This is a genomic window from Priestia megaterium NBRC 15308 = ATCC 14581 (assembly GCF_000832985.1).
GTDB classification, from domain to species: domain Bacteria; phylum Bacillota; class Bacilli; order Bacillales; family Bacillaceae_H; genus Priestia; species Priestia megaterium.
The window spans coordinates 2,722,501-2,733,940 of sequence record NZ_CP009920.1; the positions used below are offsets into that span (position 1 = coordinate 2,722,501).

At 42.1% G+C, this 11,440-nt stretch carries 6 protein-coding genes, 19 tRNA genes and 2 rRNA genes (1 of these 27 cut by a window edge); 26 read left to right on the top strand and 1 reads right to left on the bottom strand.

What is annotated here, in order from left to right; genetic code table 11:
- From BG04_RS14545 to aceA, 23 genes are all read left to right on the top strand, one after another.
- Positions 1-1,629, top strand: a 23S ribosomal RNA gene (locus BG04_RS14545); it begins 1,307 nt to the left of the window's first position.
- Between the two features lie 63 nt (positions 1,630-1,692).
- A 5S ribosomal RNA gene (gene rrf, locus BG04_RS14550) occupies positions 1,693-1,808 on the top strand.
- A 104-nt stretch (positions 1,809-1,912) separates the two neighbouring features.
- Positions 1,913-1,988, top strand: a tRNA-Val gene (locus tag BG04_RS14555).
- 4 nt (positions 1,989-1,992) lie between these two features.
- A tRNA-Thr gene (locus tag BG04_RS14560) sits at positions 1,993-2,068 on the top strand.
- 8 nt (positions 2,069-2,076) lie between these two features.
- Positions 2,077-2,160: transfer RNA gene (locus BG04_RS14565), tRNA-Tyr, on the top strand.
- 7 nt (positions 2,161-2,167) lie between these two features.
- Positions 2,168-2,242, top strand: a tRNA-Gln gene (locus BG04_RS14570).
- 4 nt (positions 2,243-2,246) lie between these two features.
- Positions 2,247-2,319: transfer RNA gene (locus BG04_RS14575), tRNA-Lys, on the top strand.
- Between the two features lie 9 nt (positions 2,320-2,328).
- Positions 2,329-2,403 (top strand) — tRNA-Gly (locus BG04_RS14580).
- A gap of 6 nt (positions 2,404-2,409) precedes the next feature.
- A tRNA-Arg gene (locus BG04_RS14585) sits at positions 2,410-2,486 on the top strand.
- A gap of 4 nt (positions 2,487-2,490) precedes the next feature.
- Positions 2,491-2,567 (top strand) — tRNA-Pro (locus BG04_RS14590).
- 5 nt (positions 2,568-2,572) lie between these two features.
- Positions 2,573-2,648 (top strand) — tRNA-Ala (locus BG04_RS14595).
- 30 nt (positions 2,649-2,678) lie between these two features.
- Positions 2,679-2,755: transfer RNA gene (locus tag BG04_RS14600), tRNA-Met, on the top strand.
- Between the two features lie 27 nt (positions 2,756-2,782).
- Positions 2,783-2,875: transfer RNA gene (locus BG04_RS14605), tRNA-Ser, on the top strand.
- A gap of 25 nt (positions 2,876-2,900) precedes the next feature.
- Positions 2,901-2,977, top strand: a tRNA-Met gene (locus BG04_RS14610).
- A 4-nt stretch (positions 2,978-2,981) separates the two neighbouring features.
- Positions 2,982-3,057, top strand: a tRNA-Asp gene (locus tag BG04_RS14615).
- Positions 3,058-3,065: 8 nt separating this feature from the next.
- Positions 3,066-3,141: transfer RNA gene (locus tag BG04_RS14620), tRNA-Phe, on the top strand.
- A 10-nt stretch (positions 3,142-3,151) separates the two neighbouring features.
- Positions 3,152-3,227, top strand: a tRNA-His gene (locus BG04_RS14625).
- A gap of 11 nt (positions 3,228-3,238) precedes the next feature.
- Positions 3,239-3,312 (top strand) — tRNA-Gly (locus BG04_RS14630).
- 6 nt (positions 3,313-3,318) lie between these two features.
- A tRNA-Ile gene (locus BG04_RS14635) sits at positions 3,319-3,395 on the top strand.
- Positions 3,396-3,398: 3 nt separating this feature from the next.
- Positions 3,399-3,473: transfer RNA gene (locus tag BG04_RS14640), tRNA-Asn, on the top strand.
- Between the two features lie 4 nt (positions 3,474-3,477).
- A tRNA-Glu gene (locus BG04_RS14645) sits at positions 3,478-3,549 on the top strand.
- A gap of 209 nt (positions 3,550-3,758) precedes the next feature.
- Positions 3,759-5,018, top strand: a complete 1,260-nt coding sequence (locus BG04_RS14650) for a M48 family metallopeptidase (protein WP_034654452.1) — start codon at positions 3,759-3,761, stop codon at positions 5,016-5,018.
- Positions 5,019-5,410: 392 nt separating this feature from the next.
- On the top strand, positions 5,411-6,694 hold the full coding sequence (aceA, locus tag BG04_RS14655; RefSeq protein ID WP_034654451.1) for an isocitrate lyase: 1,284 nt from the start codon (positions 5,411-5,413) through the stop codon (positions 6,692-6,694).
- A 196-nt stretch (positions 6,695-6,890) separates the two neighbouring features.
- Here the strand turns inward: aceA and BG04_RS14660 are convergent, their stop codons facing one another.
- Positions 6,891-7,127, bottom strand: coding sequence for an IDEAL domain-containing protein (locus BG04_RS14660; RefSeq protein ID WP_016762998.1), 237 nt, complete (start codon positions 7,125-7,127; stop codon positions 6,891-6,893).
- Between the two features lie 176 nt (positions 7,128-7,303).
- Here BG04_RS14660 and BG04_RS14665 point away from each other — a divergent pair, with 176 nt between their 5' ends.
- The 3 genes from BG04_RS14665 to fabG all read left to right on the top strand — a co-directional run bounded on the left by BG04_RS14665 (position 7,304) and on the right by fabG (position 11,384).
- A complete protein-coding gene (locus tag BG04_RS14665; RefSeq protein ID WP_034654449.1) occupies positions 7,304-9,283 on the top strand; it encodes a S9 family peptidase in 1,980 nt (659 codons plus the stop codon).
- Positions 9,284-9,445: 162 nt separating this feature from the next.
- Positions 9,446-10,063 (top strand): TVP38/TMEM64 family protein, encoded by a 618-nt coding sequence (locus BG04_RS14670; RefSeq protein WP_013081701.1) that lies wholly within the window; start codon positions 9,446-9,448, stop codon positions 10,061-10,063.
- A 580-nt stretch (positions 10,064-10,643) separates the two neighbouring features.
- Positions 10,644-11,384: a 3-oxoacyl-ACP reductase FabG gene (gene fabG, locus BG04_RS14675; RefSeq protein ID WP_013081702.1), complete on the top strand. Its 741-nt coding sequence runs from the start codon at positions 10,644-10,646 to the stop codon at positions 11,382-11,384.
- The last annotated feature ends 56 nt before the right edge of the window (positions 11,385-11,440 follow it).

Here is an 11,440-nt window from a genome sequence, read left to right on the forward strand (position 1 = left end):
GAGTAGCGAAAGACAAGTGAGAATCTTGTCCACCGAATGCCTAAGGTTTCCTGAGGAAGGCTCGTCCGCTCAGGGTTAGTCGGGACCTAAGCCGAGGCTGAAAAGCGTAGGCGATGGCCAACAGGTTGATATTCCTGTACCACCTCCCCGCCGTTTGAGTAATGGGGGGACGCAGTAGGATAGGGTAAGCGCGCTGCTGGATATGCGCGTTCAAGCAGTTAGGCTGATGAGTAGGCAAATCCGCTCATCATAAAGGCTGAGCTGTGATGACGAGGGAATTATAGTACCGAAGTTCCTGATTCCACACTGCCAAGAAAAGCCTCTAGCGAGGCGGGAGGTGCCCGTACCGCAAACCGACACAGGTAGGCGAGGAGAGAATCCTAAGGTGATCGAGAGAACTCTCGTTAAGGAACTCGGCAAAATGACCCCGTAACTTCGGGAGAAGGGGTGCTCTGGTAGGGTGTATAGCCCGAGAGAGCCGCAGTGAATAGGCCCAGGCGACTGTTTAGCAAAAACACAGGTCTCTGCGAAGCCGCAAGGCGAAGTATAGGGGCTGACGCCTGCCCGGTGCTGGAAGGTTAAGAGGAGGGGTTATCCTTTGGGAGAAGCTCTGAATCGAAGCCCCAGTAAACGGCGGCCGTAACTATAACGGTCCTAAGGTAGCGAAATTCCTTGTCGGGTAAGTTCCGACCCGCACGAAAGGCGTAACGATCTGGGCACTGTCTCAACGAGAGACTCGGTGAAATTATAGTACCTGTGAAGATGCAGGTTACCCGCGACAGGACGGAAAGACCCCGTGGAGCTTTACTGTAGCCTGATATTGAATTTTGGTACAGCTTGTACAGGATAGGTAGGAGCCTGAGAAGCCGGAGCGCTAGCTTCGGTGGAGGCGTCGGTGGGATACTACCCTGGCTGTATTGAAATTCTAACCCGCGGCCCTGATCGGGCCGGGAGACAGTGTCAGGTGGGCAGTTTGACTGGGGCGGTCGCCTCCTAAAATGTAACGGAGGCGCCCAAAGGTTCCCTCAGAATGGTTGGAAATCATTCGTAGAGTGTAAAGGCACAAGGGAGCTTGACTGCGAGACCTACAAGTCGAGCAGGGACGAAAGTCGGGCTTAGTGATCCGGTGGTTCCGCATGGAAGGGCCATCGCTCAACGGATAAAAGCTACCCCGGGGATAACAGGCTTATCTCCCCCAAGAGTCCACATCGACGGGGAGGTTTGGCACCTCGATGTCGGCTCATCGCATCCTGGGGCTGTAGTCGGTCCCAAGGGTTGGGCTGTTCGCCCATTAAAGCGGTACGCGAGCTGGGTTCAGAACGTCGTGAGACAGTTCGGTCCCTATCCGTCGTGGGCGTAGGAAATTTGAGAGGAGCTGTCCTTAGTACGAGAGGACCGGGATGGACACACCGCTGGTGTACCAGTTGTCTTGCCAAAGGCATCGCTGGGTAGCTATGTGTGGACGGGATAAGTGCTGAAAGCATCTAAGCATGAAGCCCCCCTCAAGATGAGATTTCCCATAGCGCAAGCTAGTAAGATCCCTGAAAGATGATCAGGTTGATAGGTCAGAGGTGGAAGCGTGGCGACATGTGTAGCTGACTGATACTAATCGATCGAGGACTTAACCAAACTTTTAAAAGCGTAAGCTTTACTCAGCGAACTGTTATCTAGTTTTGAGAGAGCAATCTCTTGTCTGGTGGCGATAGCGAAGAGGTCACACCCGTTCCCATACCGAACACGGAAGTTAAGCTCTTTAGCGCCAATGGTAGTTGGGACTTTGTCCCTGTGAGAGTAGGACGTTGCCAGGCAATGAATAAGACCCCTTTTTATGCTCTTATAAAAGAGTCTAGGGGTTTTTTATTTGGCTCATTTATAAAAATCTTTTATACAATGAATATTGTGTATGATACACGGAGGATTAGCTCAGCTGGGAGAGCACCTGCCTTACAAGCAGGGGGTCGGCGGTTCGATCCCGTCATCCTCCACCACCGTGCCGGTGTAGCTCAACTGGTAGAGCAACTGACTTGTAATCAGTAGGTTGGGGGTTCAAGTCCTCTTGCCGGCACCATTTATATCGGAGGGGTAGCGAAGTGGCTAAACGCGGCGGACTGTAAATCCGCTCCTTCGGGTTCGGCAGTTCGAATCTGCCCCCCTCCACCATTTTTATTGGGCTATCGCCAAGCGGTAAGGCAACGGATTTTGATTCCGTCATGCGTTGGTTCGAATCCAGCTAGCCCAGCCATAGAGAGCCATTAGCTCAGTTGGTAGAGCATCTGACTTTTAATCAGAGGGTCGAAGGTTCGAGTCCTTCATGGCTCATTTTAATAAGCGGAAGTAGTTCAGTGGTAGAACACCACCTTGCCAAGGTGGGGGTCGCGAGTTCGAACCTCGTCTTCCGCTCCATATAAAGCGCCCGTAGCTCAATTGGATAGAGCGTTTGACTACGGATCAAAAGGTTAGGGGTTCGACTCCTCTCGGGCGCGCCATAAACGGGAAGTAGCTCAGCTTGGTAGAGCACTTGGTTTGGGACCAAGGGGTCGCAGGTTCGAATCCTGTCTTCCCGACCATTTATGGGGCCTTAGCTCAGCTGGGAGAGCGCCTGCCTTGCACGCAGGAGGTCAGCGGTTCGATCCCGCTAGGCTCCACCAATTAAACTGAATAATTGTAACAAATAATATGGCGGTGTAGCTCAGCTGGCTAGAGCGTACGGTTCATACCCGTGAGGTCGTGGGTTCGACTCCCTCCGCCGCTACCATATAAGTTACGTTTGTTATAAATATACGGAGGAATACCCAAGTCCGGCTGAAGGGATCGGTCTTGAAAACCGACAGGGGTGTTAAAGCCCGCGGGGGTTCGAATCCCTCTTCCTCCGCCATTTATTTATATCATATTCATATCATCGCGGGGTGGAGCAGTTCGGTAGCTCGTCGGGCTCATAACCCGAAGGTCGCAGGTTCAAATCCTGTCCCCGCAACCAAAGTGGTCCCGTGGTGTAGCGGTTAACATGCCTGCCTGTCACGCAGGAGATCGCGGGTTCGATTCCCGTCGGGACCGCCATTTTGTTTGGCTCGGTAGCTCAGTTGGTAGAGCAAAGGACTGAAAATCCTTGTGTCGGCGGTTCGATTCCGTCCCGAGCCACCATTTTAAGACGGCGATTGTGGCGAAGTGGTTAACGCACCGGATTGTGGTTCCGGCATTCGTGGGTTCGATTCCCATCAGTCGCCCCATCTTAAGTAACGCGGGTGTAGTTTAGTGGTAAAACCTCAGCCTTCCAAGCTGATGTCGTGAGTTCGATTCTCATCACCCGCTCCAAATGAAGGGCCTATAGCTCAGCTGGTTAGAGCGCACGCCTGATAAGCGTGAGGTCGGTGGTTCGAGTCCACTTAGGCCCACCATATTCCACAGTAGCTCAGTGGTAGAGCTATCGGCTGTTAACCGATCGGTCGTAGGTTCGAGTCCTACCTGTGGAGCCATACTGGCCCGTTGGTCAAGCGGTTAAGACACCGCCCTTTCACGGCGGTAACACGGGTTCGAATCCCGTACGGGTCATCTTAAAAGCAGTTTGCATATGCAAACTGCTTTTTTTGTTTGTAAACAGAGTTTATTCTTTTGTCTAAACTCTATTTTCCGTTTTTCTATGATTTCCTCGCCCCAAATTGCATTTCTTATAGCATATCTATAAACGCTTGTTCTAAATTTCGAAAAAAAACCTACAATAGTAATAACGGCATACTGTTTGTACAAAAGGAGGGGAATGCGTGAAAAAAATTTTTTGGTGGTCCATCGGAGTTTTTCTTGTGTATGGAGCGTGTATTTGGGTGTATTTATTCTATATAAGCGATACCTCTATTCCACAATCATTAAAAGGCACCAGCGTAGACCCAGCTACGTTTATGAATGCACGAGAACTTATGTTGACCGAAAAATATTCAAAAATTAGAGATGCGCTCTTTTTTATCCGAATTCCATATGAGTGGCTAGGGTTTATCTTAATTTTAGTGTTAGGTGTGTCTAAGAAAGTTAATAAGTGGTCTAAAGACGTCAGCCGTTTCAGTCTTCTCCAAACTGCTATTTATGTATTTTGGTTATCTGTTCTGCTGCTGATCTATTCTTTCCCTATGGACTGGATTAGCTATAAGCTTTCAAAGGCTTATCATATTACGACGCAACCTTTCCAAGGATGGATGAAAGATCTTTTTACAGATTTTTGGGTAAACTATGCCACCATGTTTTTAGTGATTGCTGTGTTATATGCATTCATTCGTAAGTTTTCAAAAAGATGGTGGCTGTATGCGTGGCTAGTATCTATTCCATTTACGCTATTTTTGACGTTTATTCAACCGGTGGTTATCGATCCGTTATATAACGATTTTTATCCATTAAAGAATAAAGAGCTGGAGACGAAAATTTTACATTTAGCAGACGAAGCTCATATACCTGCTAAGCATGTATATGAAGTAAACATGTCTGAAAAAACGAACTCCCTTAATGCATATGTGACGGGAATAGGTTCTAATTCAAGAATTGTGTTATGGGATACCACTCTTAATAAATTAACGGAACGTGAAATTTTGTTTATCATGGCGCATGAAATGGGTCATTATGTAAAGAAACATATTTATGTGGGGATTGCTTCAGCATTAGTTTTATCGATCGTAGGCTTATGGCTAACGAAACATTTAGCCAGCTTTGTGATTAAGAGATGGGGGAAAGCATTAAAAATTACTTCTCTTAGTGATTTAAATTCTTTACCGCTTATTTTACTTATTTTTTCTATTCTTACATTTGCTGTGAGTCCGTTAACAAATATGCAGTCGCGTCATCATGAACTTCAATCTGACACGTACGCTATGGACCTAACAGGAGATAAGCAAGCTGCTATTAAAACGTTTCAGGACTTAACGAAATCAGGACTATCTCAGGTAAATCCGCCGTATTTAGTGAAGATTTTCCGATATGGTCACCCAACAATACTGGAAAGAATTTCATTTGTCGAGAAGTATGAAAGAAATGAATAAGTGATATAAGAAAAAGTAAAGGATATATGAAGCCTTTTATACGTAGGTATTAATAGAAAAGCCTCCTTGCGAGTAGGAAAAAAATTCTAAAAGGAGGTTTCATTTTCGAAAGTACTGTTATATAATAACGTATGTAAAATAAAAACTGTTTTATAACAATAGGGAGGAATAGTTATTTGTGATTGAAAAGATAGCAGTCTAAATTCTCAGCGTATATTCACCTCAGCTAAGTCTTACTACATGTCCTTCAACTACTTACTTATTTCATCTACGTTCTTGCTCATATTATGGCAAGCTGCTAATTTACTTCATCATGAAACAGACATATTCTAACTGCTGCGTTTTATATTTTTATGAATATAGAATTTTAAATTTATTAGGGGGTATAAAGAATGAAAGACATTCGTGTAAAAAACCTTGAAGAGAACTGGAAAAGCGATGAGCGTTGGAAAGGAATTGAACGTCCATATTCTGCAGAAAAAGTCATTGGGCTAAGAGGGTCCATTGATATTGAACATACGCTTGCTAGAAGAGGAGCCGAAAAGTTCTGGAACTTATTAAAAACAGAGCCATACGTTCATGCCTTAGGAGCTTTAACAGGGAATCAAGCAGTACAACAGGTAAAAGCAGGGTTAAAAGCAATTTACTTAAGCGGATGGCAAGTAGCTGCAGATGCAAATCTTTCAGGAAACATGTATCCTGATCAAAGTTTATACCCGGCAAACAGCGTGCCGCATGTTGTGAAACGAATCAATCAAGCGCTGCAGCGTGCCGATCAAATTCAGCATTTAGAAGGAGAAGGGGATATCGATTACTTTGCTCCAATTGTAGCAGATGCAGAAGCAGGGTTTGGAGGACAGTTAAACGTATTTGAACTCATGAAAGGAATGATTGAGTCGGGAGCATCTGCCGTACACTTTGAAGATCAATTATCCTCTGAGAAAAAGTGTGGTCATCTCGGCGGCAAGGTATTGCTTCCAACTCAAACCGCTGTGAAAAATTTGATTGCTGCTCGTTTAGCTGCTGATGTAATGGGTGTTCCAACACTTCTGATTGCTCGTACCGATGCTGATGCCGCTGATTTAATTACAAGTGATGTTGATCCTGTAGATCGCCAGTTTATTACAGGTGAACGCACTGCTGAAGGTTTTTATCGCACGAGAGCCGGAATCGATCAAGCTATTGCTCGTGGCTTAGCATATGCGCCATATGCGGATCTAGTATGGTGTGAGACGTCTGAACCAAACTTGGAACAAGCACAAAAATTTGCAGATGCTATTCATGAAAAATTCCCAGGTAAAATGCTTGCTTATAACTGTTCACCATCTTTCAACTGGAAGAAAAAGTTAGATAAGAAAACGATTGAAAAATTCCAAAGAGAAATTGCAACAATGGGCTACAAGTTCCAATTTGTTACGCTTGCTGGCTTCCACGCTTTAAACCACAGCATGTTTGAGCTGGCACGAGGATATAAAACAAGAGGAATGGCAGCTTATTCAGAGTTACAAGAAAGAGAGTTTGCTAGTGAAGTAAATGGATATACAGCTACAAGACATCAGCGTGAAGTAGGAACGGGCTATTTTGATGAAGTGGCACAAGTAGTTTCTGGTGGGACTTCTTCTACAACAGCTTTAAAAGGTTCCACAGAAGAAGAGCAGTTTCAGACGCATAAATAACAAAAAAACCTATGAGTGGAATGGTCGGTTACGTCCACTCATAGGAAAGATTCTACTAAAAAAGATTCTTACAGGTGTAAGAATCTTTTTTTATGTAGTAAACACGATTTAACAGACAGCTGTTCTTCCTGAGAAGAAAGGATCTGCCTGTTAAACGTACATATAAATCATTAACATGAATTAAGTTCTTAAAATATTAAGTAGATGTTTGAAGCAGGGATTGGTACTGTGCTGATAGCTCATAGAAAGCAATTTCATCACGTTGATCTAATGCCGTGTTAATGTTTGTTTCTAACAGTTCTTTTTGACGCTTAAAAAGCGATTCATCAATTACCATTTCGATATAAACATCCAACATACTCACAGTATCAATTATTTTTTTCTTGCGAGCGAGGGACTTCATCATTTCCGTGTACGATTTTTCATTGTTCATACCTCATCACCTCTGCACCCTTTTTATTATTATATAGATTAAAAGAAGAAAAAACAACTAATTTTCTAAATTTTTAGATTTTTATTTTTAGAAATGATAAAGTAAGAGGGAAACGCTACTTTCGTTTTTATCGATTGACTATTTGGTTTAAAAATGAGTGCTTGGGGGCGAAGAAATTGAATCATTTAAAAAAGCGTACGGTAACGATAGAGGATTTGTATGAATTGAAGTCTGTTTATAATCCTCAGATTTCTCCAGATGGAAAAAGTGTAGTTTATACGGTTCGAGAAACGAAGAAAATAGAGAACGCGTATGAAACGCAGCTGTTTATGCTAGATATTGAAACGAAAGAAACTAAGCAATTAACGTACTACAAAGGAAATAATCATTCTCCCGCCTGGTCCCCGGACGGCAAGTGGATTGCTTTTTTATCCGATCGCAGTCAAGCTGTTCAGCTATACCTATTAGCAGTGGCAGGAGGAGAAGCAGAAGCACTCACAGATCTTGAAAAAGGCGTTAGTAATCCGGTGTGGTCTCCTTATAGTGACGAAATTATGTTTTCTACAAAAGTAGGAGAAAAAGCTGTAAGAGTTGAACAAAATTATGAATATCCTCAGCCTTACGAAGTGGAGCGTCTATTGTACAAATCCGATGCCAGCGGTTATTTAAAAGGTGAATATGCTCAAGTTGCTGTCGTTAAACTTAAAAACAAAGAAGTGACGTTTTTAACGGATGGACCTTATCATCACTCTGTTGGGTGCTGGTCCCCTGATACAAACTCAATTGTATTTTGCAGCAGCCGAGGAGAGAATCCGGATTTATCATTAACTATGGACGTGTTTATTTTGCATCGCGATACTAAAAAAGTAACATCTATTACAGGAGAAACAGGATATTTTCATCAAGTTTCGTGGTCACCGGATGGGTCATACATAGCATACATTGGAAATGAACGTACATATGGATCAGCTTCAATGAATGACATATACATTTATCAGATCTCTAACCAAAAAACAGCTTGTATCACTGCTGGCATAGACTTAGAAGTAGGAGATATGGTAGCAGGAGATTTTCACTTTGGAAGAACCGCAGCGGGAATTATGTGGGGCCGTAATGAAGAATTTTATTTTGTCGTAAGTGAAAAGGGGTCTGTAGGCATATATAAAGGAAATGTGAATGGAAAGTTAGACCCTGTATTTATGGATAATGCTCACGTATATGGGATATCTGTTCTTCCAAATTGTGAGGAAGCTATCGTGGCAATCAGTACATTTACACATCCCGGAGATCTTTATTCTCTAAATTTAAAAACAGAGGAATTAGTGAAGCTGACAAACGTTAATGATTCATTTTTAAAGCATGTGCAGTTAACGGAAGCAGAATCTTTTTACGCGACTTCTACGGACGGTATACATATCCACAGTTGGGTCGTAAAAGCGGCTGCTACCAATGATGTATCTCCAACCATTTTAGAAATTCACGGAGGTCCGCATCTTATGTATGGTCATACATTTATGTTTGAATTCCAAGTACTTGCATCAAAAGGGTTCAATATCCTCTTTTCTAATCCAAGAGGCGGCAGAGGATATGGTCAAGCATTTACAGATGCGGTTCGAGGGGATTACGGAGGCATGGATTATACGGATTTGATGGCAGTGACCGACGAAGCAGTTAAGCGCTACTCTTATATTAATGAAGATAAGCTTGGCGTAACAGGAGGAAGCTACGGAGGGTTTATGACAAACTGGATTGTAGGAAGTACAAATCGATTTAAAGCAGCGGTAACGCAACGGTCTATTTCAAATTGGACAAGTTTTTACGGCGTTAGTGATATTGGCTATTATTTTACCGAATGGGAATTAAAAGCTGATATTTATGAAAATCCGGAAAAACTTTGGAACCACTCGCCGCTTCGTTTAGCGGAGAACGTTAAAACACCGCTGTTAATCTTGCATAGCGAACAGGATTATAGATGTCCAATTGAACAAGCTGAACAGCTTTATGTGGCACTGAAAAGAAAAGACAAGGAAGTAGAATTTATTCGTTTTCCCCAGTCTAATCATGAACTTTCTAGAAGCGGTAAGCCTAATTTACGAACGGCAAGACTAAAATATCTAACAAGCTGGTTTAAACGTTATTTAAAACAGTCTCAGTAAAAAGTGCATGGCTGTTCAACCAAAAATGTGTGTGCAAATAAAGGCTGTATGGCAAACGTAAAAGAACAGGAAAGGTAAAACGCTGTAAAACTTTTGTTTGGTAAAGGAAAGTAGTACAATAAGTGAAAAGTAGCACAGTTGTTTAAATAAGGAGAACATTCGATGGATTTTGAAACATTAAAGCATTATTTGACATTAGACGGCGTCCTCGAGTTATTAAAACAATATCAATCATTTGGAATCATTCCAGGGCTGCTGTTGCCTATTTTAGAAGCGTTCATCCCCATCTTGCCGCTTTTTGCGTTTGTAATGGCCAATGCTGCTGCTTTTGGCTTATGGTTAGGTTTTTTAATTTCATGGGTTGGCAGCTGCGTTGGATCACTGCTTGTCTTTTTGATTTTTAGAAAATATGGACAGGCGAGGTTTTTACATTTCATCAGCCGGCATGCGCAAATTCGAAAGATTATGATTTGGGTAGAAAGACACGGGTTCGGACCGCTGTTTATTATGCTTTGTTTCCCTTTTACCCCGTCTTCGGCAATTAATGTAGTAGCAGGACTATCACGTGTTAGTATGGCTCAGTTTATGCTTGCTGTATTAGCCGGTAAAATGGTGATGATATTTATGATGAGCTTTATTGGGGCCGATTTTGTTTCATTTGTGAAACAGCCTCTAAAAGCAGTACTTGTTTTAGTCATCATTTTTGTTCTATGGCTTGTTGGAAAACAAATTGAACGAAGATTAAATGAAAAATCTAAAGTGAAACAGTATGACAAATAGTTTGTTTATATATAACAAATAGTGATGAAAGACTGCTTTTTAATAGGCAGTCTTTTGTTATACATACAGCCAAAAGGGGTATTGTAAACTATAGAAAAGCCTTTTCTTATAGGGATACAACAGCATTTTTGAAAGGATCTTAAAATTTTTCTTAAAGAAGTTATTTGTCTGTTTATTCGGTTGGCAGAACAATGCATATACAGAGTATCTGTCCAGTAATGAACAAGTTTTTTGTTTATCAATTGTGAGAAATATGCTAAAGTAAAAGAAAAAACTGGGAATAAATTAGACGTCTATTCCTAGTTGCACCTAAGTAATGAACCCTTTGTTTTCTAGAAATATACATGTTTTTTCTCAACATGTATTATCACCTCATGTATTTCAAAACGTTTTCTTAAAAATTATATGAATGATTTTTGAGCTTGGCTACTAAGATGTAAGTAGAGGGATCATTACTAGAAAAGCACCGAATGATCATTAAGACGTGCTTGGCGTCGTTTTGAGGAGGGGAATGCGCTACTAAGATTCAAGCGACTTGCTGATTAATCGTTGTTAGTAAGCATCTTATAGCGCGGGTGACATGAGATTAAAAGATAAAGTGGCAATTATTACGGGTGCAGCAAATGGATTAGGGTTCGAAGCTTCTCGAATATTCGCACAAGAGGGTGCAAAGGTCGCTATGGTTGACTACGATGCAAAAACTGGAGAAGAACGAGCAGCTCAGCTAAAAGAAGAAGGCGGAGATGTAGCATTTTTTCAAGTGAACGTAGCGGATCGAGACAGTGTAGATGCAATGGTAGAAGAAGTAGTGAAACACTACTCTAAAATAGATATTTTAATTAACAATGCAGGTATCACCAGAGATGGAATGCTAACCAAATTATCAGTTGAAAATTTTCAAGCAGTAATCAACGTAAACCTTACAGGCGTTTTTCACTGTACACAAGCAGTGGTACCGCATATGATTGCTCAAGGTAAAGGGAAAATTATTAGCACATCTTCGGTATCTGGCGTATATGGAAATGTTGGTCAAACAAACTATGCGGCGACAAAGGCAGGCGTAGTAGGAATGACAAAAACATGGGCTAAAGAGCTTGGACGAAAAGGGATTAATGTAAACGCTGTAGCTCCCGGGTTTATTGAGACAGATATGGTGAAGGCGATGCCAGACAAAATCATTGATCAAATGAAATCCACTATTCCTTTACAAAGATTAGGTCAGCCTTCTGACATTGGTTATGCTTATCTGTATTTAGCATCTGATGAGTCCAACTATATTAACGGTACAACACTTCATGTAGATGGTGGAATCATGATGTAAAAGTAGAAAATAATTCGCTTTTCTAAAACTTTTCAGCGGTCTTTTGACTACTGAAA

What these genes read in the sequence shown, in the direction of transcription:
- aceA (WP_034654451.1), top strand. Translation starts at nt 5,411, where the DNA reads ATGAAAGACATTCGTGTAAAAAACCTTGAAGAGAACTGGAAAAGCGAT.
- BG04_RS14660 (WP_016762998.1), bottom strand. Translation starts at nt 7,127, where the DNA reads ATGAACAATGAAAAATCGTACACGGAAATGATGAAGTCCCTCGCTCGC.
- BG04_RS14670 (WP_013081701.1), top strand. Translation starts at nt 9,446, where the DNA reads ATGGATTTTGAAACATTAAAGCATTATTTGACATTAGACGGCGTCCTC.
- fabG (WP_013081702.1), top strand. Translation starts at nt 10,644, where the DNA reads ATGAGATTAAAAGATAAAGTGGCAATTATTACGGGTGCAGCAAATGGA.